Genomic DNA, 26,466 nt, shown 5'->3' with positions numbered 1-26,466 from the left:
TTTAAGTTTATGCTTTTAATAAAGGCTCAGCATACATGCAAACCTCTTTTATTTCCCTTTCAAATTGGATCGTATACTTGGCAAATAAAACATGCTCTTACTTTGAAATTCAGAGAATTTTGAATGAGTGATTTTACACCGTCAACTATTTCTTAAATTCCGGCTAAAGCCAATGATATGTATTTAAATTATTAAACAGGCTAAAGTCTATTTCTATTAAACTAAAATTTAATAAAATATTATAACCTGTTAATTATATATATTATACATCATTCATTTAAACTATTGATTTCAGCTTCCCTTTTGCTTTTTTAAATTCTGTCAGACTCATTTTATGTTGTTTTTTAAAGAACTTATTGAGGTGACTTTCATCTGAAAATCCAAATTCTGTGACAATCTCATTCACTCTCATATCACTGAAGAGCAGCCGATGTTCGATCAGTCTCATTTTATAATTTAAGATATAATGGGTGATTGTTTCGCCAGACTGATTTTTAAAATAGCTTCCAAGATAAGTTTCGGAAAGCCCGAATTTTTGGGAAATTACAGAAACTTTTAACAGAGCCGGATCATGGATATTTCCCTGAATATAATTGATAATATCCAGTATTCTTTTATCGGCATTGGATGCTATATTTTCTGTCCGCATCTTAGAAATGTTTCGGGCAGCAATTACAATCAGTGCGTTCACGTAATGAAGGGTCAGTTCCTGTTGGTAAAGATCAGGATAATTGATGCCATGCAAAAGTGATTTCACAATGGATTCTACCAAAACAATATCGGGCTTATTCTGTAGTATACAGCCGGAAAGGTAAGATGCTCCATACAGTAAACATCCTATGGAATCAATGCTGTTCCATTTATAATCTTTAACATAGAGCTCACTGAACTTAACAAGAAGAAGTTCGGTTTTTTCTTCTATCTCCAGAGAGTGCTGATCATTGGGTGTTAATAGAATAAGACTGCCTTTACCATAAGAAGCCAGATTATCATTTATCGTAAAAAAGCCTTTTCCGGAAATGACATATACAATCTGAAAAAATGAAAACTGATTGCTTTTTAAAGGACATCTATCGGTCTGATGGTACTCTACTTTTACCAATTGATCTATATTCTCTCTTTTCATAGAGCAAAAATACTTATTTATCATTAAAATATACTGATTATTTACATTTTTTCTGTTCAAATTTGCTACATCAAAATTTTAAGAATTAATGAAAAGATCAATTTATGTACTGGCGTTAGGAGCATTTGGAATTATTACCACTGAATTTGGAGTAGTGGGAATTCTTCCTACGATCAGTCGTCAATTCGGAGTATCTATTGATGCTGCAGGATGGCTTCTGAGTGCTTTTGCAATAACAGTGGCTGTTTCTTCACCCTTTATTACGTCATTTACCTCCAAAATAAACCGTAAGTTTCTTTTATGCCTTGTGATGAGCATATTTGTACTTTCGAATCTTATATCTGCTTTTTCTACGAACTTTACCATGCTGATGATAGCGCGTATATTGCCGGCAATATTACATCCGCTGTTCTGGAATATTTCCATTGCCATTGCATTTAAAGAAAAGGGAGCAAAAGGAGTATCTACTGTAATGCTCGGGCTAAGTCTTGCTACCGTTCTCGGTATTCCAATGACCACTTATGCGGCTGATCTTTTTCACGATTGGAAAGCTTCCTTTTTTCTAAGCAGTGCAATCAGTTTAATTGCATTTATGGGATTATTGCTTTTCATCCCCTCTATCCCAGCAGAAAAAGAAAAATCTGAACAAAACCAATTAACCATATTGAAAAATCCTCTTTTGTGGATTAACCTGATTTCTACCATTGGGACATTGGCAGCTATGTTCTCCAGCTATACCTATCTCACTGCTTATCTTGAAGAAATTACCAGAATGGACGGTGCTCAAATCAGTATTATGCTGCTTCTTTTCGGAGGGATGGGAACTCTTGGGAACTGGCTTATGGGAATTGCTTTAAACCGAAATGTAAAACTAACAACACGACTGTTTTTACTATTATTAATTACAGTACAAATTCTGGCTTACCTACTAGGAGGAACTTTTATTGCTATGGTCATTATTGTATCTTTTTGGGGAATGATTCATACAGGTGGTTTTTTGGTGTCAAATATCAGAACTACACAAAATATTCCTCATCACGCACTGGAATTTGTAAACAGCTTGCTTACGTCTTCTTTTAATATCGGAATTTCATTAGGGGCATTTCTGGGCGGAATTGTAAGTTCGTATTATGGAGTACAACATATTCTTTCTGTGAGTATTTTGCTTCTTGTAGCAACTTTTTTTCTAAGTTTTTTTTCGTTTCCCAAAAAGATTGCAGAGCAGGAAAAAATCAGTCAGGAAGAATTTACAACATCAGCGTGTGAAAATATCTAACCGATTAATTGTATAAAAAATTATATTTTAAATGAAAACAATCCATCTCATAAAGATGGATTGTTTTGTTATTATTAAATAGGTTTTGTCTAAAACCAATGGAATGTTTAATATATTTTGTCATGGGCTAAAGCCCGTTGCTATTGAGCAGCATGTTTTCTTTTTAAGAATTTTACAGTTATAATATTCTTTTAAAAGGTCAATAATAAGATTTTACGTATTTGTAATTATTAATGAAAAATATTGGGGTCATTTGTCTTTACATCAATAATGAATTCCATTGTTTTCCCGATATGATCTCCTTTAGTAATACCTATTGCATATTTACTGTTATCTTCAAAATTATACTTTTCTATATATGCATTGTTAATTTCATCAGTAATTTGATCCAGATCATCAGGAATCAAAGCTTGTATATTATAAACAGTATTTCCACATTGAATTTGCCCTTCTGAACTCTTTAAAAAGGTATTATACCAACTTTTTTCTGCAAGCCCCCATGATCTGGCAAAAATTCTGTCTTCTACAACAACCATCCAGATCTCCAGAAAGGTCAGTCTATGAAGTCCGGCTTTTATACCGATAAGATTATTTTCTTTGATACAGCTTAATGCTTTGTTTTTGTTCATCCTGATAAGTTTTTAGTAAAACTAGAACAAGAAAAACCAGATAAAAACTTTTTTATACAGATGATCAGAAATAATATGCAGATGGATATTTTGTAAATGTGAATGATCTAAAGCATCATTTTACCAAGGCTTTCAAGAAGACAATCTTTATAGCTTTTAGCAACCGTTATTTTTAACTCTCCGCATAAAAGCTGATTATTTTCGAAAGATTGAATATTGGACAGATTAACAATATAAGAGTTGTGAACCCTCATAAATTCTTTAGGAAGAGTTTCAATCAAATCTTTGAGTGTTTTGTAATAAATATATCTTTTCTGATCTGTAATATGTATTTCCACATAATTTCCCAACCCTTTGATGAAATTAATGTCTTTAAAGAAAATCTTCACTAATTTTTTATCTGTCTTAATAAAAGCAAATGTTCTGTTTTCCATCAGACTTTAAATCATTGGTTGGTTATTGTTTATTTATAACACTCTTTGAGCGTGAAGATAGGCTTTATTCCAGTATTTTTCGTTTAGTGAGGAAATAATAACACCTTTGGATGTAGAAGCATGAATAAATTTCACTTCGCCGTCCGGACCGATATCATGTACAATTCCTACATGGGAAACTCTGCTTCCTCCTGCTGTTGCAAAAAATAATAAGTCTCCGGGTTTTACCTCTGCAATATCAATATTTTTGCCTGTTCCAGCCTGATCGGAGGATCTTCTTGGAAGGTCAAGGGAGTTTTCTTCAAATACTTTCACCGTAAATCCGGAACAATCGAAACCTGCTGAGGTATTTCCTCCGAATTTGTAAGGTGTGCCCAGATACTTTTCTGCATCCTTTAAAATATCATTGATCGATCTTGGGACATTTCCATCAAATCTTGAATCAAGCTTTCTGAGGTTTTCAGATTTTGTCACCGTCTTATTTCCTGTTTTTTTGCCGGATGAAACCTTCTTGGATGTTCCGCAAGACACTACAAAAGCAGACGCAATCAGTAAAACAGACAGCTGCTTTATACTTATTTTATTTTTCAATAATCCCGATCTCATATTCCTCTGATTTTTACCCTATTAACGATTGATGCACAAATATACATTTTATATTTTAATTATAATAAAACTATACTACAACTATATGATAAATATATGTTAAAATTTTGGTTTACATTATTTATTGCTATATTTGACTTCAATTTTGCAATATGGCAACATATGAAAGTATAATTAAGATCAAAGGGGCTGTAGGTGACCTTGTTTTTTATAATCTGAATGGTAAAAATGTTGTTCGGAAGAAAAGCGGGTTCAATAAAACGGCTTTCAAAAAAGATCCTTCTTATGAAAAGGTAAGGCAGAATAGTTCTGAGTTCGGGCACTGTTCTAAAGTGGGAAAAATTATACGAGCCAGTCTTTCCGCATCTATTAAAGAAGTCGGTGATCCTCTACTCTATCAGAAATTTGCGAAGCTTATGACTGAAATAAAGGATTTGGATGCTGTTTCTGAACGGGGAAAGCGAACGGTTGGAAACGGATTACAAACTGAAACCGGGAAAAAGCTACTCAGAGAATTTCAATTCGGGGAAATAGAAAATCTGGTAGACGATATTGAAATTCGGGATCAGAATCTTTGGATAAAAAATACTGAGATTGCAGACAAAGCTGTCCTTTCTACAATAAAATTGGATGTGAAAGGCTATAATACTGAATATATTGAAGAGAAAATTATTGTGGATCAACAACGAATTCCTTTTAAATCACACTTCGAAAAGGAGGATTTGATCTTGTATTTTGTTACATTAAAGAATCATAAAAATGAAATTATCCACATGGGGTTTTTATAAATAAAAAAGTCTGCAAATCTGCAGACTTTTTATTTTTTATTTCTTTGTTCCTTTCCAGGTACCATATTGTGCAGGGGTTGGAAGTGAATTGGACCAGCTTCCGTTTCCATTTTTATCTGGATTCAATTTTCCTTTAAACTCTCCTTTTGACGGTAATCCTACTGTTCCGGTAAGATCTCCTGTATTATTTAAGCTCCCGGAAATATTATAATTGTCATTACTAACTTCGGAATGCATTGTTCCCGACACTTTACCTGTATTGTCTACCACAAAGTTCCAGACTCCTTTATCAGCACCTTCATATGTTCCTGACCATGTTCCTATATAATCATAAATAGTTTCATCATCAGAGCTGCAACCGATAAATAAAAATCCTGTTAATAAAAGTAAAAAAAGTTTCTTCATAGTTTCAGTAGTTTTATAACCAAAAATCCTGTTATCTCCTCTTACAGAGAATGAGTTTAATAATGTATTTATTTTTTGTTCCGTGCAAATCTACTAATTTTTTAATTCAAATTATCTGAATTTTAATTAGACGTCAATATATTTATTAAAAACAAACATATTCTGTCTAAAATACAAATATTTCCCAAACAAATTCATGAATTTAAAAACTCGGAATAGGCATTAAAACATTTAGTGTAAAATTTTCGCTATTTAATCAAATTCATAATATTAATTAATAACATTAAGCATATTTAATACTCATATTTTCTATGCTCAATAATATTTCTTACCTTAGTGAAAAATTAATCGTATTTCAAAATATTACCATGAAAACAAAGCCTTTTTTGTTATCAGCGCTTATTTTTTGCAGTTGCGTAAGCGCACAAGTGGGGATTAATACCTCCACTCCTACTAAAACCTTAGATGTGAATGGCTCTTTAAGAGTAAGAGATTTATCCAATCCTGATAAAATGATTGTTACAGCAGACACACAGGGGGAACTGACATTAATCTCACCATCAGAAATTTTATCTCCAAAAGCTATATTAAATAATTCTTCATCTGCTGCTGAACAAAGGGCTGTAATCTATGAAGGAAAATGTTTTCAGCCTGCTGATAATTCTTCTTCATGTACTGTTTCCATCAATCATTACACGTCATGTACTAATTTTGAAACTCCTATCCATACTCAAATTATAGTAGGACAGGAAATTCTTTCGGGAAATGGTAATTTCTCAGGAATATGGAGAGCCAATTATATAGATAATAAGGGATACATCAATACAACACCTATTCTTAATCAGGTTCCTCCAAGTTATCCGATCATTCATCATCCAAGTCCTAATTTGGCACGATATCAAGGGAGTGGAGATTTTGCAGGACAATGTACCGCTGATCTGGTGACCACCATCACTCCATCCACGGGTAATGTAAAAATAGAGTCTGTAAAGCGTAGTATGTACTCTCATTTAGTGTATTTACTTTCAGTTGCCCGTTCGAGAAGTTTATAATAAAAAATAGCCATGCAATCATATACATGGCTATTTTTATTTTCTTGTCTGTTTACAGCATCTATTCTTCGTGTATAATCTAAAGTCAGATTTCTACATCATAACGATTTTTTCAAATATTTCCTTTAATGCCTCGTCCATTACCGAAGCTGTATCATTACCACTTTGATTTGTAATAATAAATACCCCTAGCTCGTATTTAGGAATGATGTAGACATAGCATTGTGAACGTGGTACCCCACCATGATGGAAGTAATATGTTCCCAGTTTTTTATCGTCCGTGATGATGTTCCAAAAGTATCCGATACTGTATTCTGGATCAAATTTTACTATCGTCCGATGGGATTCCACAACTACTTTATCATTTTTAAGCTGAAATTCCATATACTTCAACATATCTGGCGTAGTAGACTTTACATTACCAGACGCACCCCAAGGCAATAGGGGCATGACTGATGTCGGTACGGGATTATCACTATGATAGCCCACTGCAAGTCTTTTCAGCTCTTGGGTCGTTAAGCGGATTTTGGTATTTTTCATCCCTAAATTTTGAGATACATAATCTGTGAGCTGTTTTTCAAAATCTGTTTTGTAAACGTTCTCCAAAACTGAAGCAATAAGTTGGGTTCCGGCACTTGAATAAGCATATTTATAACCTGACAACGTATCTATTTTCACCTGATGAAGATCACGCAAAAAATCTTTTTTCCCGTAACTTGTATATAATGCATTGAGTTTCTTTGGTGTATCATGTGCTGGAAAATCCTGAAGAATCACATTTGCCGCAGAAGGAAGCATATTGGGAAGACCACTGGTGTGGGAAAGAAGATCTTTTATTCTTATTGGAGATCCCTTAAATTGTAAATTGGGATAATGACCTTCTAAGTATTTTTGTAAATCATCAAGCTTCAATTTCTTTTCACTTACTGCTTTTGCAACCAGCATTCCTGTAAGAGTCTTACTGAGGGAACCAATTTCATAGATGGTCTCATTATCCGGGGGATTATTCTTTCCTGTTTCTAGCTCACCATAATGTCCAATACTTTTATTTCCTTTATAAACAATCCCTATAGAAGCTGAATGGATAAGTGGCTTTTTGATCATTTTATTCAGGGTACTATCGATCATACTTTTTATTTTGTCAGCAGAATCATTAGTACTTATCTGGTTTATTTGCTGCGAAGAACATAATTGCGATATTATCAAGAAAATAAAAAGGAATTTGGTTTTCATAGTTTTTGGTTCAATTAGGAATACAAATATAATCCCTTTCTGCTGTCAAAATTCTATATTATCCTTTTATACTAACATTTAGCCATTTCTATTATATCGAAATTCTCAGCGATTGTATTTTATCATCAACAATTTTAACATGATAATCCAATACAATGGGACTTCCTGGAAATGTGCCTGAAATCTCTGCCTTCAAAACACTTTCCTTCTCTCCTATTTTCATACTGACGGGTTTCATTACTGTTCTGTATTGCTCATTTGAAGACGATATCCATTGTTCAATTTCTTTTCGTCCATTGTATGTTTTACCTTCATCAAACACAATTGCTTTTTCTGAAAAACAATGAGCATAAGCAACTGCATCAAAGTTATCTTGTGCTTTTACTAAGTCTTCTATTATTTTTGGTAAGTTCATTCTTCTATTTTTTTGATTGTTACTATACTACGCGATCCCTTCTACTAGAATTCCGTTATAAACAGCACCTATTTTTCGATAATTGGTGGCTTTCTGATAAGGCTCACTTAAATACCACTTTCTGGCGGTTTCCATATCCGGAAATTTGGCAACTACTATTCCCTCAATTTGTTCTCCTTCGAGAATTTCAAACTTTCCATAAGGTACCAATACTTCTATTGGATGCCCTTTCATTGTTTCCTGAACCAGACTCCAATATTTTTCTAGCTCACTTTGTTCTATTGTTTTGATTCTGGTAAATATGATATATGCTGACATAATTTTATATTATATGGTTGGTATTGTTCCTCCGTCTATAATGAACTCCGTTCCTGTAAGATAATTTGCTCGTGGTGAAACCAAAAAGCCAATCAATTCGGCAACTTCTTCAGGTTTTGCAGGTCTTCCAAAAGGAATACCACCCAAACTTTGCATGACCTGCAGTATGGCATCTTCAATGGTAACTCCTGTTCGCTCTGCAATTTCCTGCATCATACCCGCTGAGCCTTCTGTCTGTATCCAACCCGGAGAAACGGTTAAGACCCTTACCCCTTTTGGAGAAACTTCATTTGACAAATTTTTACTGTAATTGATCAATCCGGCTTTGGCGGCTGCATAAGGTAATGTAGCATCATATAAAGGTAATCTTGCCTGAATAGACGCAATATGGATAATAACACCATTTCCTCGCTCCAACATCTGTGGCAAAAAGCCTCTGTCTAAACGAACTGGTGCAAGAAGATTGGTATGAATAGTTTTTTCCCAATCTTCATCACTCAATACGGAAAAGCCTCCGCCTTTGGTATCTGAACCCCCAAGATTATTGACAAGAATATCCAGTCTTCCAAATTTCTGAAGAACTTCTGAAAGCACTTTTTGTGTTCCGATAGACTGACTGAGATCGGCAGCAATAAAATGCAAGTTATCGTTGGTTTGTTTAGGCGTATTTCTTGCTGTAATAATCACAGTTGCTCCTGCATTTAGCAACCGCTCAGCGATTGCTTTTCCTGTACCTTTTGTACCCCCTGTTACCAGAGCAATTTTGCCTGATAATTCATTATTGAAATCAAATATCTGTTCCATTTATTGAAATATTTTAGGGCAAAGTTCAGAAGTATCAACAGTTTATACAAGTACGGAAAAACGAATTGCATAGGGATAAATTTATCACCTATTGTGCATTTTAGAACATTGAGTTAATTTTGAGGTATGTACGAAAAGAAAATTCCTTTAAACCTGAATTGTGGTTTAGACTTAATTGGTGAAGTTCTCTATGGTAAATGGAAAATGCGTTTACTATGGTTTATCAATGAGGGACATAAACGTCCGAGTGAATTGCAGCGCAAAATACCAGATGCTTCACGTAGAGTTTTGAATGTACAATTGAAAGAATTGGAGGAACATGAATTGGTTACAAAAATCATTTATCCTGTTGTACCGCCTAAAGTGGAATATAATCTTACTGAATTTGGAAAGACCTTAATTCCTGTCATTTCTACATTAGGAAACTGGGGAGATGAGCATCAGGAACGCTTAAGGAAAGTAATTTTGAAATAAAATATTCATCTATCTGTTTTCTCCAAGGTATTATTTCTTTTTCTCCATATCCTCCAAACCCCATTTTTGAATGGAAACAATCAAAGGTAACATTGTTTTACCATATGGAGAAATAGTATATTCAACTCTAGGCGGAATTTCTGCAAAGACAGTTCGCTCAATAATATTATCCTCTTCCAATTCCCGAAGCTGATTAAAGTATTTGATAGGTTTTCCGTCAATCACAATATCAAGCTTCACCACACGGTTAATGCCTGCAATATGATTATCCGAAATTTTCTCGGCATTAGAGTTATTTTTTTTCATGACGATTTGTGTGTTTTATATCACTAAATTTAGATAAAAAACAATATCAAAAAAGATTTTTGAAACTAAATTTTAAAAATTGTAGCAGAACTACGATTAACCTCTTTTATTATATGAGTGATTTAAGAATGAATGAAGTAGGAATTATTATTTGTAATATGCATTGGTATTATGTTCCAGATTTTATATTTCTATCTATTAACAAGTTGTATAGATGTTTTTCAAATAAAATAAAGCCTACTAATTATGCTTAAGGAATCGTACAACCATTGTATAAAAAAGGATCAGGAGCAAAAGTTGGGGGCTACGCAAAAAGTTTCGTTAATCTGAAGAAGAAAATAAATTATCTTTTTACTCCTCTAAGCTTTATACTTAAATTTTATTTAAACGCAAAGACATGATGGGGAGCTAAGAAAGCGACAAAAGTCGCTGATGAAGCTATGTAGATACGCGTACGCTTAGAAAGAATCAATATAATTGATTCAAGCTTTGCTTCCTAAAATAAAACACCAGATAATAGAAATCCTTTGCGTTAAATTTTAAAATTAAACTGATCTAAATATTCTAAGCCCCACAACTTTTGGGCTTGATCCATAAAAAAGCTTTTTTCAAAGATTCAGGTAGTTTAGGATAGAAAAAACAAAAAAAGAGAAAATGTAATTATTTATTTTTCAATAATTTACAAATTCTCTTTTGTTTAAAAAGTGGAGGATACGGGAGTCGAACCCGTGACCTTTTGACTGCCAGTCAAACGCGCTAGCCAACTGCGCCAATCCCCCGTATGAAGCGATACAAAAGTAAGTATTTATAAGATATATGCAAGTATTTTTGTGTAAAAATTTATTTTCAAGACTTTATAAAAGATTGATCATTGGATAATATCAGTTTTCCTTATATTTGATATCAACTTTTAAACTAAAACACATGGAATTAAAAATAGGCGACACAGTTTACTTAAAATCAGATGCGAGAACGATCATGACAATCAATGACATAGGCATGAGAAGTCCTGAGTATTTTGAATGTATCTGGTTTTCTCAGGAAATTTTACAAGTTGGTGAATTTCATAGAGATAGTTTAGTAAAATACGATAGAGAGTAATATCGTACCAGTCTCCTTAAGAACTGTCTTATTTATAAGCATTCTTCAAACAAACAAAATCTCCGGCAGGACCGGAGATAAAAACACAAATGGTGAAAAAAATTATTTCGAATTGCAAAAATAGGTTCAACAGTTCATTTATAATGATAGAAAAACGAAAAAAAATGATAATAAATTACAACCACAATCTATTTTCTTAAGAATTATTTTAGATTATCTGTTTTGCTTGGTATTGAAAATCTGGCAAAATTAAAATCTTCGCAGATTGCAGGAAATGATTTATTATATTTCTGTGCTTTAACTTTAGCAATATCTGGAATTATTAAATTGAATTTATTGTATGAATGACTAGATTTTCAGCGATTTCCTGAATTGTGTTGGAGTCATCCCTGTTTTTGCCTTAAAAAATTTTGTAAAATTAGTAAGTTCCTTAAATCCTAACGAATACGCAATCTCACTAACACTCAATTCATTATAGGTCAAATTCCTTTTGATCTCTAATATCATTCTATTAATTAGCCACTGTTTGGGTGTCTCCTTTTCTACTTTAAGAAAAGTCCTCTGTAATGTTCGAAGATTTATATTTAATACCTTGCTATAGTAATCAAGGCTTAGATGTTGGTTAAGCTTTTTATTAACCAAAGATTTAAACCTGGAAACTAAAAGTTTATCCCCACAAAAATCCAGTTTAATTTTAGAATTTGTCGATACATCCTCCGCAATCAGCAGGATATTAAACAAATAGTTATTTAATATAGTATTCTGTATCTCTCTATATGGTCTAATCAATTCTTTCTGTATACAGTTGAATAAAAACAATACTTCTTCAAATCGATCTTCCAAATTGAAATATGCGATATTCAGGGGATCATTAAATAAATTAGTTTCACCGTAAAACTGAGTTTGGGAACTGCTCTGACACAGAAAATCTTCAGTAAAGATCATTACTCTACTTTTATAATCAACAGGGGTATTGAACTGGCAGATTTGATTCGGGGATGCAAATAAAATGTGTTTCTCTTTAATATTGATCTTTTTAAAATCAATATTGATTGATCCTTCCCCTTCACAAAAAAGATGTATGCAGTTAAATAATATTTTATGTGGCTGAAAAAGCTGGTTAGGTCTACTTAGGAGAAGATCCGATATTCCTTTTGTTGTGATAAAATGAAGACTGTTCTCACTATGCAGAAAAGGTTCGATCTTAAAATCATTCATAAAGTTTTATTTACCTACAATTAGACAACTAATAAACAAAAAAATATTTTAACTTAAAAAAACAGGAGCATATAAAGTGAAACTCAATATTTACTAATGTACTTTTTTCATTAAATTTTCAAATTTTCATATAATGGATCAATGTTCCTTTCAGTTATTTACCATGAAGAACAAATTTTATAGAGCCTGAATGTAATTCTTTAATCAGTTCTTTTTCATCCGAAATTTTACTGTTTTGTTCCAGAGGTTCATAAGTTCCGCTATCCCAGACCTCCACCTGCCCAGCTCCGTAATTTCCAATAAAGCTCTTTAATTGTATCTTCTTTTTGAACATTTTTTCTTACCGAAAATCCATTCTCATTAATAATTTCTAGATAAAAACCGGACAAGCCTGAATTTCTGTTTCCAATTCATGCAACACATTGATAAAATCTTTAATAAATATATAATTAATTCACTTTATAATAGTCTACAAATATACCAATATTATAAAGGAAAATTTGCATATGCATTCAAATGAATTAACGTCACAACATAAAAACTCAAAACTTTTACTTAAATCTTAGCAAAATGACTATATTATTTAAGTGAAATCAAATATTATTACGGCATAAAAATTGTTTAGAAATAAACAATTAAAATATTTGTCATGGACCGAATAAAAGCCGAACCATTACATTTAAACAACGATAAAAAATTAATTGATGAATACTTCAGTTGTATTATTAAAAAGGAGCTGAATACTGATATCAATGTTAAAAATGAATATGTGGTTGTACAGAATGTTGTTTCAAAAAAATTAATACTTGTAAAAACATTTTCAGACACTATCATGATAAATCCCTCATTATACCTTCTGTTATCTTCTTTAATTCAGGGAATTAATACGCGTTCAGTAACGAAAAAACAGATTATAACATGCCTTAAAGAAAAATAAAAAATCTCTCAGATTTTGAGAGATTTTATCGCTAAAATATTTGATATTAATCAGACCTGTTCTTTGATGTGTTTTTCTACCATTCTTTCAAGGTCATCTAAATTAAATGGTTTTGAAACATAATCATCTGCCTGTGCTTCTGATGCTAAGGCAACAATATCATTATTTGCGGTGACATAAATTACCGGAATATGCTTGAATTCTTCCGTGCTCTTAAGAAGTTTTGTAGCTTCTACACCTCCTATTTTTGGGATCCAGTTGTCCATCAGAATAACATCCGGCTGATAATCGGCTACTTTCTCAATAATATCATGTGATGTTTCTGAGATTTTGACATCATATCCGTTTTCTTCAAATATGATGGTAATCACTTCTAAGATCGCTGTATCATCATCAAAAATTAAAATTTTCTTTTTACTCATATTGTTTATGATTATTTATATTCTTAAATATTATAATTGCTTTATATAATTCGCTAAAGTACCGGGTGTTATAATCAGTTCATAGTCAATTTCTTCAATAGCATGCCTGGGCATGTATTCCACTTCTGCGGTTTCAGGATCCTGAATCCATACTTTTCCATGATGTTTTTTGATATACTTTAATCCTTCCACTCCATCAGCATTAGCTCCCGACAGCAGAACACCAATTACATATTCCCCGTAAATCTCTGCTGCAGATCTGAAGGTAACATCTATGGAAGGGCGCGAATAATTCATTTTCTCAGAACTGTCTAAGGACATATTTTTATTATCTTCAAACAGTAAGTGATAATCGGCAGGAACAATATATATCGTATTCTCTTCAAGCTGAGTTTTATCCTCAACCTCCACAACAGATATTTTTGTAAACTGCTGCAGTAAGGTCCTAAGAATATCCCCGGATTGCGCTTTACGATGAATGACCAGTAAAATAGGAATATCAATTGTATCATCCAGGTTTTTAATCATTTCAATAATAACCTGAAGACTTCCCGCTGATCCTCCAATAACAATTAATTTCGTATTGCTTTGTGACTTCATAGCATCAGACATTAATGATGATCAATTTTTTTCCAGATCTTCTGATCTTCGATCTGATGATAATTTTTATCAATGGCAGAAAATCGCAAGGTTTCTTTTGCTCCCAGTGCAAGAAAGCCTAAATTCTCTAAACTGTTATCAAAAAGCCTGAAAACCCTTTCCTGAAGATCTCTGTCAAAATAAATCAGTACATTTCTGCATATAATCAGTTGAAAACTATTAAAGGAACTGTCTGATACAAGGTTGTGAGTGGATAAAATCAGTTTTTCCTGCAAGCTTTTATCAAACCGCACACTGTCATAATTGGCGGTATAATAATCAGAAAAATCTTTTATTCCACCGGAAAGCATATAATTTTCTGAATAAAGCTTCATCTGCTGCAAGGGAAATACACCTGCTCTTGCTTTTTCAAGAACAGCAGGATTTAAATCGGTACCATAGATCAGTGACTTATTATAAAGTCCGGCTTCTTTCAGTAGAATCGCAACAGAATAAGCTTCTTCTCCCGTTGAACAGCCTGCAACCCATATCCTGATCAGCGGATAGGTGCCTAACTGTGGTAATATTTTTTCCCTTAATGTTTTAAAAAAAGAGGGATCTCTGAACATTTCTGTAACATTCACCGTAACTTCCTCTACAAAACGTTTTAGATATTCAATATCATTGATAATGGTATATCTAAGCTCTGCAAAGCTTGTAAACCTGTCCAACAGACAGATGCGGTTTACTCTTCTTTTAAAGGAAGCTCTGCTATATCCAGAAAAGTCATAGCCATAAAGATCATAAACATCTCTGATCAGATATTCTATTTCTTCATCTTTTACGATACTTGGTTCCAGCATCTATGAAATTTTTTCTATTGCTACTATTAAAAGATCAACATCAATCGGTTTTGATACGTAATCATCTGCTCCTGCTTCTACACATTTCTGACGGTCTTCAGGCATTGCCTGTGCAGTTACGGCAACTACAGGAACATGCTTTATTTCGGGAGTAGTTCTTATCATCCTGACTGCTTCATACCCATCTATTCCCGGCATCATCATATCCATCAGTACAATATACGACTGGGCATCAGATTTCAGTATCTCTAAAGCTTCCTGAGCCATTGTACAGGATTCAACTGTATATCCACGCGCTTTAAGTGTTAATTTCAGTGCAAATATATTGCGTGGGTCATCATCTACAATTAAGATTTTCTTATTCATCAGAATTTATCTTTTTAACTTTCATACATCCAAACACGAAGGAGCGATAATAACTGATCAATATCTACTGGTTTTGAGATATAATCAGAAGCTCCTGCTGTTATACATTTCTCACGCTCACCAATCATCGATTTGGCAGTAATCGCTATGATAGGCAGCTTTTTAAATGCCGGCATTTTCCTTATTACCTTAATGGTTTCATACCCATCCATTTCCGGCATCATCATATCCATTAAAACAATATCTACATCAGGATTTTGGTTAATTTGCTCAAGGGCATGTTTACCGTCCATCGCTACAATGACTTCAACTTTATATTTTTCAAGTGCTTTTGTTAAAGAAAAAATATTACGTACGTCATCATCAGTAATAAGTATTTTTTTCCCACTAAGAACTTCTGTTAAAGACCCCAGCATCCTGCCTCTGTTATTTTCCGTTGATCCGTTTTTTTCTTCTACCAGATGTAGGAATAAACCAACCTCATCCAAAACTCTTTGATAGGAATGTGCTGTTTTTACAACAATAGAATCTGCATATTGTTTAATTTTAAGTTCTTCCTCTTTAGATAAATGATGTTCAGTAAAAATAATAATTGGAAGATTCTCCAGCCCCTGATAGCTTTTGATGGATTCAATAATATGGTAATCATTGCCTTTTGCAGCCCCAACATCCAGGATTACACAATCAACAAGATTTGAAGTAAGTGCTTTTACACTATCTTCAACATTATGTTCCACCGATAAGGAAATATTAAAATTACTCAGAAAATAAGACAATGCATTGGCATGTTTGGCATTTTCTTCAACAATCAAAACTTTTTGAGGTCCTTTTTGTAATGCTTCTTCAATTTTCCTGAATACATCAGTCATTTTATCAAGAGCTACCGGCTTATTAATAAAATCAACAGCACCTTTCATAAGGCTTTCTTTTTTCACATGAAGAGCAGACATCATGTGTACAGGAATATGCTTCACATCAGGGTTCGATTTCAGTTCATCCATCACTTCCCATCCGTCTTTTACAGGAAGCTGAACGTCCAGTAAAATGGCATGAGGATGATACTGTTGAGCTGCAGAAAGAGCGTAATCACCTCTCACCACGACTATCCCTTTATAGTCCTGTAAATGGGCGTATTTCAGTAATGCTTTTGCAAAATTAGTATCATCTTCGATAATAAGGATGATTTTATCACCTTCTTGGATATTATCCCTGTCATCCTCCACATCTTCAGGAATTTGTAAGGTATTAACCTGATTAGAATTTCCTTCATCAAGAATATTTTGAATTTCTTCAACATCTTCCCGGATAATCTCTACCAGATCCTGGTCAGTTTCGGAATGAGCAATGTCAGTAACGGGATGTACAGGAATCACAAAACTGAATTCACTGCCTTTATTTATTTCACTTTCAAGGGCTAATTCCCCCCCTAAAAGTTTTGCAATTTCACGGCTTATTGAAAGTCCCAGACCGGTACCTCCAAATTTCCTTTTTGTAGATCCATCAGCCTGCTGGAAGGCTTCAAAGATAATTTTCTGTTTATCTGCTGCAATGCCGATACCGGTATCTTTTACTGAGAATACAATAAACTCAGGTTTTTCAGAATGTTTTTTTATGTGTAAATCAATGCTTCCTTTTGTTGTAAATTTTAAAGCATTAGACAACAGGTTCCTTAGGACCTGATCAATTTTAAGACGGTCACTTTCAATAACTTTCTGTACATCCGAATCTATCTGAATATTGAATGGAAGTGCTTTCTCCTGAAATACCGGATTGAAAAGACTTTTTAAATCTTTTACAATATCCTCAATAACAACCTCCTGATATTCAAGCGTCATTTTGCCGGATTCTATTTTTGCCAGGTCAAGAATTTCATCTATTAATGTCAATAAACTTGTTCCTGAGCTTTGAATAACCCTGGCAGATTCCATCTGGTCTTCATTAAGGTTTTCATCCGGATTTTCAGCCATTAATCTTGATAAAAGAAGGATTGAATTAAGAGGAGTTCTCAATTCGTGGGACATATTGGCTAAGAATTCAGACTTATATTTTGTGCTAAGTGCCAGTTCCTCTACTTTTTTCTGGATCTCATTATTACGTTCTGCAATTAAATGATTTTTTTCTTCCAGTAATCGTGAGCGTTCTTCCAGCTCTGCATTGGCCTGCATTAATTCTTCCTGCTGTACTTTTAACTCTTCTTCCGAGGCTTGCAGCTTTTGTGTCTGGGCTTCCAATTCAGTATTGAGATTCTCAAGCTCGGAGTGCTGTACCTGTAATTCTTCAGACTGAGCCTGCGTCTCTTCCAGAAGCTGCTGTTCTTTTTCTCTTCCTTTGGCAGCATTCAGTGCTATTCCTATATTCACGGAACACTCTTCAAAATAACTGATCCGGTCTTCTTCAAAATTGGAGGTAGACCCCAATTCAAGAACTCCTATTGCATGTCCATCTGCGAAAATGGGTATCAGAATTATGCCATAGATTTTAATGGTACTGCTGGCAAAGGTTACAACAAAATCTTCTTCATGAAGATTATTATATACCTGGGTTTTAGCATTCAGGAAAGCCTGTCCTACCATTCCTTCTCCGGGATCAAAAGTTCTCTTCATATTGGTTTCTAATCCAAATGCTTTATTAAGCTTCAGAATACCCTCATCAAAAAGATATAATGAACCGTTGATACAATTTCCATATTCAATCAGCTGGTGTAAAGCCCTGTTAGAGACTTCCTGTACTGATTTATTTCCAACCAGGGATTCATTCAGTAATGCAAGGCCTTTCTGACGCCAGTCGCTTTTATTAATTTTATCAAAAGATGTTTTCAGGGATTCAGTCATATGATTCAGTGATTCTACAAGGCCACCAAGATCATCCTCTGCGTTATCCACTGCTTTCTCACTGTAATCACCGTTGGCTACTCTGTTTGCAATTTTCTGAATGGCACTTACACGGCGTGTCATTTCCTGATCTTTATCTCTCAGCATCTTCTCAAGTTCATCTCTTCTGATAAGATCTGCGCGCATTTTAAAATAGAAAAATGCGGTTACCACTACGGCGGCCAGCGCAGAGAAAACAATAAATATGACCGTTGTTTCTGAGGAACGTGTTAAATCTTTATTTTTAATTTCAACCTGATTCTCTTCGTATTGTACAAAATCTTTTACAATTTTGCGGCATTCGTCCATATAAGCTTTACTGGCAACAATCTGTCCCTGGGTCATCACAACTCCTTTCCGTCTGTTCTCAACCAGATTTTTCAGATTAACCATTACATGGCTTACTGCTGTTTTTAATTCATTTAATCTTTCCTGCTGGTTTTTATCCTGTACTCCTAATGACTCTGCCAGAACTAACGCTTTAGAATATTCTCTTACTCCTCGTTTATAGGGTTCAAGAAAGTCTTCTCTGCCAGTCAGCTGATACCCTCTGTTTCCTGTTTCGGCATCCAGCAGGGCTACCAACACATCTTTCACAGCTGTCACAGAACGTCTGCTTTGGGAAAGACTTTCACGGTGGTTCATCTGATTCTGAATACTCCAGTATGACGCTACTGAACTCGCTATTAAAATCAGAAGGGAAAGGCCTATCCCAACCTGAAGATTTCGTATAATTTTTCTCGGCATGAAAATTAATTTAAAGGTAGAGTGAAATAAAAGGTAGAGCCTTCGTTTACGATGCTGGAAACCCCAACACTTCCATGGTGCTGCTTGATAATCTCAGCGCATATAAACAGCCCAATTCCCATTCCCTGGAATTGCAGTGACGATTCTTCTACGCGATAGAATTTTTTAAATACGGCATCCTGTTTAAAATCAGGGATTCCAATACCAAAGTCGGTGACATTTACTCTGACTTCCTGAGCTTCCTTATCTACAAATGTTGTCACAATGACCTGGTTATTGTCAGGAGAATATTTAATAGCATTTGTCAGAAAATTAATGAGTACCTGCTCAATACGGATCTCATCCAGCGGAATTAAAATATCGGGTTTTGTTCCGTGGCGTTCTATCCTCACCTGTTGCTCGTCGTGGGTCTGTAATATCGTTTCAACGGCATTACTGATAACGTTTTCCAGGTTAACAGGCTTTTTATTGATTTTAAGTTTACCATTTTCAATTTTTGAAACATCCAGAAGATCTGTGATAAGGGTATTCAGTTTTTCAATCTGACCCTGAACTTTAGTAACAAATCCTGCTTCGGGGCTTTCTTTATCTAATTTCAGCTTTCTTTCCAATAGCTGAACGTATGCTTTAATACTGGTAAGAGGAGTTTTTAATTCGTGGCTTGCAATACTTAAAAATTCATCTTTTTCCTTTTCTACTTTTTTCTGATCGTCAATATCTGTAAATGTTCCTACCCAGTTTTTAATACGATTTTCATCGTATACAGGAGTGATTCTCAGTAAATGGTAGCGGTACTTCCCTGAGACAAGATTTTTAATTCTGATTTCTAATTCCAGCGCTTTTCCTTTCTTTCTACACCTCTCTAATTCCTCTTTTATATTACGATCATCAGGATGTGTTTCAGGAAAACTTTGTTCTGAGTCGGAATATTGATACCATTTACCGTTCACAAAATCGACAATTCCTTCTTCATTAAGCGTAAATGCGATCTGAGGAAGAGACTCTAACATCAGGTGAAAATGATCCAGCTGAGATTTCATGGTAACTTGAGATTCACGTCGACCCTTCACTTCAAGTTCGAGATTCTGCTGTGTTTTTTTCATGGCAAGATTCTGCTCCTGAAGATTATAAAATGTTTTTACTTTAAGTAAAAGTATTTCAGGGTCTACCGGTTTGGTAACGTAATCTTTAGCACCGGAAGCGTACCCTTGTGTTATAAATTTTTTATCTGTATTGACTGCTGATAAAAATATAATAGGTACATCTTTCGTTTTGCTGTAATCTGAAAGGGTTTCTGCAACTTCAAAGCCGTCCATATCCGGCATCTGAACATCTAAAATGATTAAGGCATATTCATTCTTCAGCGCTTTACCCAGAGCCTCTTCACCAGAGCTGGCCGTTTCGACCTGAAAATTCTTAGATTCAAGTAATTTTTGAAGTGAATAAAGGTTACTTTGGTTGTCATCAACAATTAAAATCATAGAGGTTAAAATCAATAATTAGTTACGGATACTTTAGCATCAAAAATACTCACAATATTTCGAAAAACAGTAATTTTTAAAGGATAATCCATAATAATTCCATACCACATTTTACATGAAAAAAATCAATGGCACAGGGATTGAAAGTGTTTATAATATCATAAGAAAAAAGTTCTAATTTCAAAAAAATAAACTATGAAAAAAACAATCAGCTGCATGAATATTGATGTGGAAATTCTTTATTCATTTGGAGGTGAAGCTGTCATATACAAGCCCAAGGAATTGATTTTCAAAGAAGGCGAACATTCTCAATATTATTTCCAGATTATAGATGGTAAAGTCAAGCTAAACACGTTTACTGAAAACGGGAGAGAATTTATCCATAACATCCTTGGCAAAAATCAAAGTTTTGGAGACCCATTACTGTTTATCGAAAAAATTTATCCAACCAATGCCATAAGTTTACAAGCCACAGAAGTGGTCAGGATGCCTAAAAATAATTTCATAGAAATGATTAAAGCCTACCCAGATCTTTCACTGGAAATGAATATGTGTTTATCACAAAGATTATATTATAACAGTCTAATGGTACGTGATATGGCATCAGCAGATCCTATTCAACGCCTTAAAGGATTATTGGACTATCTGAAAAGTTATCATGACGGAGACTGCCAGCAGTGTTTTCCTGTGGAACTTACCCGCCAGCAAATTGCTGATCTAACCGGATTGAGGGTTGAAACTGTGATCAGAACCGTAAAAAAGATGGTTAAACAGGAAATAATAAAAATGGAAGGCCGTAGAATTCTGTACTAAATTTTGATTTACTACTCATCTCATATTCAAGACCGTATCATAATTCCTGTATTATCAATCTTGTTTTTAGTGTTAACAACAGTCTATTTCGGCTTGGCAATTGCTTAAATTAAATGAATTCCTATTAACATCAAAGATATCCACATCATTCTCCTCAAACAATGTTTCTAAAGCATCCGAACCTTTGTCGTTTAGAAAATTTAATTCTGCATCAGAAATTGGAATAGCTAGCAGAAAGAATATTTCTTCATTTTGCACTTCAAAACCTTCTAACTTATCCTCCCATAAATAAGGACTTGTAAAATAAATATGCTTCATTTCTGAATCATTATAATACATTTCAACTAATTTCTCGAAAACCGTACCATCAGCAACTTTCCAATTATCTTTAATACAGAAGAAAGCGCTTGTACTTAAAATGTTCCCAACTTTATCGTCAGAAGAATAACCGGTAATCATCAGTTCAAACTTTTTATCTCCAACAGAATAATCCGATAACCCAATAGTTGAGTAAAATATTACTTCTTTGTCGGTTGGATCAGGACATTCCATTATAAAAATTGCGTTATCACCTGTATCATCACCATATTTAATTACTTTTGGCTGAATTCCTACAATTTGTGATAATTTTTTATAAAGCTCCTTTTGTCTTTCCGTTGGTTTCATTTGCTCCGAAAGAATGTCAAACTTTAATCAATTATTCTTGACCTATTTTACCCAAAGCTTGAGCAATCAAAGAAATATGTACTATTAAATTTACTTTTTCCAAGTTTTCCGATTTTTCGGGTCCACCCAAACCTAATAAAGGGACATAACCAAACGATTCATCAAAGCTTAGATTTCCCAATCGCTTTTTAGCTGGCAGATAGTTCTTGCCCAATAAATCTGAATCAATATAGGATGAATCTGCTAAATCTTCAAAAAAATATTTAAGACCTGATTCTAATACCTTTGATGTGCCATGTCGGTAATCAAGCAGAATTGTATAATTGTTTTCCCATATAATCAAGTCTGACAATCCAGTTGCAAACATTACAATAGGATTTTGATAAACAGGACTGTAAGATTCATTTAGAATTGTAGCAAATTCATCTGGATTTACAACTTTTAAATAGCCATCTCCAAAAGATCCAAAACCATACTCTTTCCAGAAAGCGATTAGTCCTTCAGGTAATTGGTCCTGATATTTTTCAATAATTTCATTCGTAGGTTTTTCCTGAATGGTATAATCAGGATATCGTTTAAAAAATGCCTCAAACATATTTAACATTTCGCTTTTACAAATTTTTTTTTAATAAATTATGGGCATAAATGCACATTTAAATAGGTGCTTTTCCTTTCAGCCTAGACATTTTTTCATCAGAAATATTATTGATAAGAATTTGATGAGTAACCAAAAGTTTCCTGCAATATCTTCAAGCTCATTTTGAAGATACTTTTTTAATCTTACAGTAATTTTGATAGATTTTCTTTAAGATTAAATTTACTACTAATGTTTATTGCATCTAGCTTGTAAAAAGCAGTCGCTTATACAAGGGATTTCCTATTAATATCAAAGATATCAACGTCATTTTCCTCAAGCAATGTCTCTAAAGCATCTGAACCTTTGTCTTTTAGAAAATTTAATTCGGCCTCAGAAATCGGAATGGACAGTAAAAAATATATATTTTCATTTTCAACTTTAAAATCCTCTAATTTATCCTCCCAAATATACGGGCTAGTAAAATACAAGTGTTTCATTTCAGAATCCTTGTAATACATTTCCACTAACTTTTCAAAAACCGCACCGTGTGAGAGCTTCCAATTATCCTTAATACAAAAAAAAGCACTGGTACTTAAAATATTTCCAAATTTATCCTCAGAAGAATAACCAGTAATCATCAGTTCATACTTTTGATTTCTTACAGGATAATCCGATAAACCAATAGTTGAATAAAATACTACCTCCTTATCAGTTGGATCGGGACATTCCATTATGAAAATTGCATTATCACCTGTGTCATCGCCATATTTTATTACTCTAGGCTCAATACCTATAATAGGGGCTAGTTTTTTATAAAGTTCTTTTTGTCTTTCAGTTGGTTTCATAAATTTCCAAATAATGCTTGAAAATCCTCAATTAATCTAACTGATTAATAAGCTCTGGATTATTGAGAAAAGACTTAATAAATTCTTCCAAAGAATCCGATATTTTTGAATCTGTATAATAAATTTTATTTTTCCCATTTTCAGCAATCTTGTCAATTGCTAAATAAACACCTTCGTTTACTTCGAAAAACAATAGTTTTTCACCATTATACAAATCATCATAAACTTCTAAATCTGGATCAAATTCGAATTCATCCTGTTTCAAATTTATTTGAAATAATGAAGTTGTATCAATAAGCCTATTAATATCACCTTGAGCTTTATGAAAGAAACCATAACCAATCTGTAAATAAAACTCTTTTAATTCAGTGGGTAATTCATATCCAAATTCTATCTCTGCTTTTTTGATGTCATCTTGTGAAAGTGGATAAAATATATTATCCAAATCATTACTTTGGGTTTCATTCTGAACCCTATACTCATTTAAAAATAAGAAGTTACTCATATTGCTAATTTACTATTTTTATTTAAACAAATCTCTAGAAGGAGCACCTTTTCCATGGATACCTCCTTGATGTTCATCAGGAAACTTAGCTGGATGCATATTCCACCATTCATCATTACCATCATAATTATTTTCAATGATATGATGAGCATCATACTTATCTCCTTTTTTTCTAATAATTTTCCCATCCTTATTTACCAGGTCTTCAGTATAAGTAGGCCATTCCTGTCCAGTTTTTTCTTCCCATTCTTTTATTAGTTTATCTTTTAATTTATTAAATTCTTTACGTTTTTTTATTGTTTCTGCTGGAGAGAGCTTTTCATACTTTTTACCTCTAAGGGCTTTCTTTAATTCTTCTATTTGTTTAGGGTGAAGCTTTCTATTGGTAATTTCTTGTAAATGCTTTATATACTTTTTTATTAACCCCCAATCTATAACGTCAGTTGTTACTACAGCGGCAATATCATCTCCTTCCTTCTTGGCCAACTGCTCTAAAGTTTCCTTTATTCCTTTCTTTGTACCAGCTTCCAAAGCTTCCTTACCAGCTTTTTCAGCACCAGCCTCGGCAACCTCCTTCACAGTCTTTTCAACAACAACTTCAGCACCTTCTTTTAGGGCTGTTTTTCCTGCTGTAACAGCTAAAGAACCTCCTGCCGTATACGCTGCGGCAACTGCATCAGGAATAAATTCTCCAACGGTAGTCCCTATTTTACGAGGATTTTTGCCAATCCAGTCTCCAGTTTTCTTTACTCCCTGAACAGCATCATTCCCTAATTTCTGCCAGTTTTCCTCTTTACTTGCCCAATCCCAAGAAGCATTGGCTGCCTTTTCCAGATTACCAGGTGTAGTCGTCCACTTATAGGCATCTTTGGCCCCTTTGTAACCATCCTTAACCATTCCACCGATTGCTTCAGCAGTACCTACAGGATCCTGCCCTACTTGATAGATAACCTCTCCAAGACCTACCACTCCATTTACAGCGCCTTCTACAAGCCCGGTTCCCAAATCATCAAACCAATCTTTAGCCCCTGTAATTGGCTTCATCCAATCGGGAATGAACTTATCACGCTCTGCTCTACTTTCTTTAGTCTTTTGTTCAAACCAATCAAATCCTTCCTTGATATAATCGGTGGGCATTTTTCCTTCGCCAACACCATATGCTACCGCTGAGGCACGGTCAAAGAATATGCTTATTTTGCCCCCGAATATACAGTTACAGGTAGAATCTTCCAACAACATTCGATTTCCGTTGATCTTGATACCGTCTTTGGGATTATCCCATTGTAATGTCGTTGGGACACATGTTACACCTGTTGCCCATTTTGCCGGACAAGTACAAAGTCCCATAGGCTTTAAATGAAAAAACGGAAATTTATCAGCTTCCGTAGCCATGGGAACAGCGTAAATCGTGGTATTCTTGTTATAGCTAACACGTAAGGTTGATGGACTTGTCCCTTTATTGCAGGCTAAAAATGCTCCTTCCGGCACATATTTTTTTGCCATATTCCAGTTATTTGTAATTAACGTTTTTAACGCAGGTGCAGATTTCGACAAGTCTAATCTTTCTAAAAATCCGCTCCACTTCACTTAGGTTTTCCTTCGATTCCAAAACGGTAAAATCCGGAATCCTTAAAATCTCCGATACTTCACAGTGTGATAATCGTTTGATTTTAATATTGTCAGCATAAATGTCCAGACATTGTAATTCTGCTAGAATTTCAGCATCTTTATTATGGAACAGCATGAAATATCGGTCATTCTGAAATACAATATCCTCTATCTTAAATATCATAATGCTTTAAGGATGTTTTTCTCTTCACGGTATAGGGTGCCTGGTATCTCCGCTATACTCATACACATGCTCTGCTCAGACCAAGGCCATTCTTCCAACCTATATCGTTCTATATATCCGAGTTCCAATTGCGTTGGAACTCGTGGTCTATTCTTAAGTATACGTATCATACCCGTTACTTTATCCTGTTCGAAATGATCTTCATCTATTTTACCAGTAACATCAATCTGAAATTTACCATCCGGCAATTCAGTTAATTTCTCATCGGTTATAATCGGGATCATTTTTGCAGCTAAAAAATTTGGCAGTTCACGATATCCGCTCGAAGCTTCGTCCCTTTTATAACGACTTTTATGTATTCCTGGAAACAGGAGTAGATAAGGATGTGCAAATCGCAGGGAATCGACGAATCCTCTGGGATTTTCAAGAAGTTCCGAAATGCCTGAAATAAAAATGTTCTTATATGATTCTTCCTTATACCTTTTCTGCAATTCAGGCTTAATTTTCTCCCATTTTTGTCTGATCTCCTCAATGTTTAAAATAGAACCCAGCTGTCCTTTGTCATTGAGGGTGCAAATCAATTCATTTCTTATTTCATGAACATCGCCAACCCAAGAGTAGGCTCCCTGAGCATTGCTCTGCTTATAATTGAATAAGTTTATTTTAAAAACAGGTTGTGCATCTTTAATTGATAGAAGATCAACTTCGAGATCCATCTCTATATAGTTTTCATTTGCTATTCCCTGAAACCTATAATGTTCTTCACGTAAAAAAGTAAATTTCCTCTTTTTCCCAATATCCTCAGTAGTAAACTCCAT

32 protein-coding genes and 1 tRNA gene are annotated in these 26,466 nt (G+C 34.1%); 7 read left to right on the top strand and 26 right to left on the bottom strand.

Annotated features, from left to right (window positions below):
* Positions 1 to 277: 277 nt before the first annotated feature.
* On the bottom strand, positions 278 to 1,126 hold the full coding sequence (locus AC5YGG_RS09010; RefSeq protein WP_496144180.1) for an AraC family transcriptional regulator: 849 nt from the start codon (positions 1,124 to 1,126) through the stop codon (positions 278 to 280).
* 88 nt (positions 1,127 to 1,214) lie between these two features.
* On the opposite strand from AC5YGG_RS09010, the gene AC5YGG_RS09005 reads away from it, so the two are divergent.
* Entirely contained in the window at positions 1,215 to 2,402 is a 1,188-nt protein-coding gene (locus AC5YGG_RS09005; RefSeq protein ID WP_496144179.1) for an MFS transporter, read from the top strand.
* A 230-nt stretch (positions 2,403 to 2,632) separates the two neighbouring features.
* Here AC5YGG_RS09005 and AC5YGG_RS09000 read toward each other — a convergent pair whose 3' ends face one another.
* The 3 genes from AC5YGG_RS09000 to AC5YGG_RS08990 form a co-directional block, all read right to left on the bottom strand.
* Complete coding sequence (locus tag AC5YGG_RS09000) at positions 2,633 to 3,031, bottom strand: DUF2255 family protein (protein ID WP_496144178.1); 399 nt, start codon at positions 3,029 to 3,031, stop codon at positions 2,633 to 2,635.
* Between the two features lie 107 nt (positions 3,032 to 3,138).
* Positions 3,139 to 3,465, bottom strand: coding sequence for a LytR/AlgR family response regulator transcription factor (locus tag AC5YGG_RS08995; protein WP_496144177.1), 327 nt, complete (start codon positions 3,463 to 3,465; stop codon positions 3,139 to 3,141).
* 33 nt (positions 3,466 to 3,498) lie between these two features.
* A complete protein-coding gene (locus tag AC5YGG_RS08990; protein ID WP_496144176.1) occupies positions 3,499 to 4,071 on the bottom strand; it encodes a C40 family peptidase in 573 nt (190 codons plus the stop codon).
* Positions 4,072 to 4,223: 152 nt separating this feature from the next.
* Here AC5YGG_RS08990 and AC5YGG_RS08985 point away from each other — a divergent pair, with 152 nt between their 5' ends.
* Positions 4,224 to 4,859 (top strand): hypothetical protein, encoded by a 636-nt coding sequence (locus AC5YGG_RS08985; protein WP_496144175.1) that lies wholly within the window; start codon positions 4,224 to 4,226, stop codon positions 4,857 to 4,859.
* Positions 4,860 to 4,895: 36 nt separating this feature from the next.
* On the opposite strand, the gene AC5YGG_RS08980 is transcribed toward AC5YGG_RS08985, so the two are convergent.
* Complete coding sequence (locus tag AC5YGG_RS08980; RefSeq protein WP_496144174.1) at positions 4,896 to 5,264, bottom strand: hypothetical protein; 369 nt, start codon at positions 5,262 to 5,264, stop codon at positions 4,896 to 4,898.
* A gap of 368 nt (positions 5,265 to 5,632) precedes the next feature.
* Between AC5YGG_RS08980 and AC5YGG_RS08975 the strand changes: the two genes are divergently transcribed.
* Entirely contained in the window at positions 5,633 to 6,316 is a 684-nt protein-coding gene (locus tag AC5YGG_RS08975) for a hypothetical protein (RefSeq protein WP_496144173.1), read from the top strand.
* Between the two features lie 93 nt (positions 6,317 to 6,409).
* Here AC5YGG_RS08975 and AC5YGG_RS08970 read toward each other — a convergent pair whose 3' ends face one another.
* From AC5YGG_RS08970 to AC5YGG_RS08955, 4 genes are all read right to left on the bottom strand, one after another.
* The gene (locus AC5YGG_RS08970) at positions 6,410 to 7,444 is read right to left on the bottom strand and encodes a serine hydrolase domain-containing protein (RefSeq protein WP_496144172.1); all 1,035 of its coding nucleotides are present in this window, start codon (positions 7,442 to 7,444) and stop codon (positions 6,410 to 6,412) included.
* A gap of 196 nt (positions 7,445 to 7,640) precedes the next feature.
* Entirely contained in the window at positions 7,641 to 7,964 is a 324-nt protein-coding gene (locus tag AC5YGG_RS08965; protein ID WP_496144171.1) for a nuclear transport factor 2 family protein, read from the bottom strand.
* Between the two features lie 27 nt (positions 7,965 to 7,991).
* Positions 7,992 to 8,282, bottom strand: a complete 291-nt coding sequence (locus tag AC5YGG_RS08960) for a DUF1330 domain-containing protein (protein WP_496144170.1) — start codon at positions 8,280 to 8,282, stop codon at positions 7,992 to 7,994.
* 9 nt (positions 8,283 to 8,291) lie between these two features.
* Positions 8,292 to 9,086, bottom strand: a complete 795-nt coding sequence (locus AC5YGG_RS08955) for an SDR family oxidoreductase (RefSeq protein ID WP_496144169.1) — start codon at positions 9,084 to 9,086, stop codon at positions 8,292 to 8,294.
* Between the two features lie 126 nt (positions 9,087 to 9,212).
* On the opposite strand from AC5YGG_RS08955, the gene AC5YGG_RS08950 reads away from it, so the two are divergent.
* A complete protein-coding gene (locus AC5YGG_RS08950; protein WP_496144168.1) occupies positions 9,213 to 9,560 on the top strand; it encodes a winged helix-turn-helix transcriptional regulator in 348 nt (115 codons plus the stop codon).
* Positions 9,561 to 9,590: 30 nt separating this feature from the next.
* On the opposite strand, the gene AC5YGG_RS08945 is transcribed toward AC5YGG_RS08950, so the two are convergent.
* Together AC5YGG_RS08945 and AC5YGG_RS08940 are read right to left on the bottom strand one after the other, a co-directional pair.
* Positions 9,591 to 9,866 (bottom strand): winged helix-turn-helix transcriptional regulator, encoded by a 276-nt coding sequence (locus tag AC5YGG_RS08945; protein ID WP_496144167.1) that lies wholly within the window; start codon positions 9,864 to 9,866, stop codon positions 9,591 to 9,593.
* Positions 9,867 to 10,571: 705 nt separating this feature from the next.
* Positions 10,572 to 10,645: transfer RNA gene (locus tag AC5YGG_RS08940), tRNA-Ala, on the bottom strand.
* A 145-nt stretch (positions 10,646 to 10,790) separates the two neighbouring features.
* Here AC5YGG_RS08940 and AC5YGG_RS08935 point away from each other — a divergent pair.
* Positions 10,791 to 10,967, top strand: coding sequence for a YodC family protein (locus tag AC5YGG_RS08935; protein WP_496144166.1), 177 nt, complete (start codon positions 10,791 to 10,793; stop codon positions 10,965 to 10,967).
* A gap of 348 nt (positions 10,968 to 11,315) precedes the next feature.
* Here the strand turns inward: AC5YGG_RS08935 and AC5YGG_RS08930 are convergent, their stop codons facing one another.
* Both AC5YGG_RS08930 and AC5YGG_RS08925 read right to left on the bottom strand, forming a co-directional pair.
* The gene (locus tag AC5YGG_RS08930; RefSeq protein WP_496144165.1) at positions 11,316 to 12,185 is read right to left on the bottom strand and encodes an AraC family transcriptional regulator; all 870 of its coding nucleotides are present in this window, start codon (positions 12,183 to 12,185) and stop codon (positions 11,316 to 11,318) included.
* 154 nt (positions 12,186 to 12,339) lie between these two features.
* Positions 12,340 to 12,519 (bottom strand): DNA polymerase ligase N-terminal domain-containing protein, encoded by a 180-nt coding sequence (locus AC5YGG_RS08925; RefSeq protein WP_496144164.1) that lies wholly within the window; start codon positions 12,517 to 12,519, stop codon positions 12,340 to 12,342.
* Between the two features lie 315 nt (positions 12,520 to 12,834).
* Between AC5YGG_RS08925 and AC5YGG_RS08920 the strand changes: the two genes are divergently transcribed.
* Complete coding sequence (locus AC5YGG_RS08920; protein WP_496144163.1) at positions 12,835 to 13,122, top strand: hypothetical protein; 288 nt, start codon at positions 12,835 to 12,837, stop codon at positions 13,120 to 13,122.
* 50 nt (positions 13,123 to 13,172) lie between these two features.
* Here the strand turns inward: AC5YGG_RS08920 and AC5YGG_RS08915 are convergent, their stop codons facing one another.
* From AC5YGG_RS08915 to AC5YGG_RS08890, 6 genes are read right to left on the bottom strand one after another with little or no spacing between them, the layout of a single operon-like run.
* Complete coding sequence (locus AC5YGG_RS08915; RefSeq protein ID WP_496144162.1) at positions 13,173 to 13,544, bottom strand: response regulator; 372 nt, start codon at positions 13,542 to 13,544, stop codon at positions 13,173 to 13,175.
* A gap of 30 nt (positions 13,545 to 13,574) precedes the next feature.
* Positions 13,575 to 14,144: a chemotaxis protein CheB gene (locus tag AC5YGG_RS08910; RefSeq protein WP_496144161.1), complete on the bottom strand. Its 570-nt coding sequence runs from the start codon at positions 14,142 to 14,144 to the stop codon at positions 13,575 to 13,577.
* A gap of 11 nt (positions 14,145 to 14,155) precedes the next feature.
* The gene (locus AC5YGG_RS08905; protein WP_496144160.1) at positions 14,156 to 14,986 is read right to left on the bottom strand and encodes a CheR family methyltransferase; all 831 of its coding nucleotides are present in this window, start codon (positions 14,984 to 14,986) and stop codon (positions 14,156 to 14,158) included.
* On the bottom strand, positions 14,987 to 15,352 hold the full coding sequence (locus tag AC5YGG_RS08900; protein WP_496144159.1) for a response regulator: 366 nt from the start codon (positions 15,350 to 15,352) through the stop codon (positions 14,987 to 14,989). It lies immediately after the preceding gene.
* Positions 15,353 to 15,366: 14 nt separating this feature from the next.
* Positions 15,367 to 18,969, bottom strand: a complete 3,603-nt coding sequence (locus AC5YGG_RS08895) for a response regulator (RefSeq protein ID WP_496144158.1) — start codon at positions 18,967 to 18,969, stop codon at positions 15,367 to 15,369.
* 5 nt (positions 18,970 to 18,974) lie between these two features.
* Complete coding sequence (locus tag AC5YGG_RS08890) at positions 18,975 to 20,450, bottom strand: hybrid sensor histidine kinase/response regulator (protein WP_496144157.1); 1,476 nt, start codon at positions 20,448 to 20,450, stop codon at positions 18,975 to 18,977.
* 195 nt (positions 20,451 to 20,645) lie between these two features.
* Between AC5YGG_RS08890 and AC5YGG_RS08885 the strand changes: the two genes are divergently transcribed.
* Positions 20,646 to 21,263, top strand: coding sequence for a Crp/Fnr family transcriptional regulator (locus tag AC5YGG_RS08885; protein WP_496144156.1), 618 nt, complete (start codon positions 20,646 to 20,648; stop codon positions 21,261 to 21,263).
* Positions 21,264 to 21,335: 72 nt separating this feature from the next.
* Here AC5YGG_RS08885 and AC5YGG_RS08880 read toward each other — a convergent pair whose 3' ends face one another.
* From AC5YGG_RS08880 to AC5YGG_RS08850, 7 genes are all read right to left on the bottom strand, one after another.
* Positions 21,336 to 21,929, bottom strand: a complete 594-nt coding sequence (locus AC5YGG_RS08880; RefSeq protein ID WP_496144155.1) for a suppressor of fused domain protein — start codon at positions 21,927 to 21,929, stop codon at positions 21,336 to 21,338.
* A 31-nt stretch (positions 21,930 to 21,960) separates the two neighbouring features.
* Positions 21,961 to 22,533, bottom strand: a complete 573-nt coding sequence (locus AC5YGG_RS08875; protein WP_496144154.1) for a T6SS immunity protein Tdi1 domain-containing protein — start codon at positions 22,531 to 22,533, stop codon at positions 21,961 to 21,963.
* Between the two features lie 257 nt (positions 22,534 to 22,790).
* Entirely contained in the window at positions 22,791 to 23,351 is a 561-nt protein-coding gene (locus tag AC5YGG_RS08870) for a suppressor of fused domain protein (protein ID WP_496144153.1), read from the bottom strand.
* Positions 23,352 to 23,382: 31 nt separating this feature from the next.
* The gene (locus AC5YGG_RS08865) at positions 23,383 to 23,856 is read right to left on the bottom strand and encodes an SMI1/KNR4 family protein (protein WP_496144152.1); all 474 of its coding nucleotides are present in this window, start codon (positions 23,854 to 23,856) and stop codon (positions 23,383 to 23,385) included.
* An 18-nt stretch (positions 23,857 to 23,874) separates the two neighbouring features.
* Complete coding sequence (locus tag AC5YGG_RS08860; protein ID WP_496144151.1) at positions 23,875 to 25,359, bottom strand: DUF4280 domain-containing protein; 1,485 nt, start codon at positions 25,357 to 25,359, stop codon at positions 23,875 to 23,877.
* A 7-nt stretch (positions 25,360 to 25,366) separates the two neighbouring features.
* The gene (locus tag AC5YGG_RS08855; protein WP_496144150.1) at positions 25,367 to 25,648 is read right to left on the bottom strand and encodes a hypothetical protein; all 282 of its coding nucleotides are present in this window, start codon (positions 25,646 to 25,648) and stop codon (positions 25,367 to 25,369) included.
* Positions 25,645 to 26,466 carry a hypothetical protein gene (locus AC5YGG_RS08850; protein ID WP_496144149.1) on the bottom strand — a complete coding sequence of 274 codons (822 nt, stop codon included), beginning with the start codon at positions 26,464 to 26,466 and terminating at the stop codon, positions 25,645 to 25,647. Before AC5YGG_RS08850 ends, AC5YGG_RS08855 begins: the two co-directional genes overlap by 4 nt.

The sequence above is a fragment of the Chryseobacterium sp. CS2K3 genome (assembly GCF_059515185.1).
This window is presented reverse-complemented; position numbering and strand designations above follow the sequence as displayed.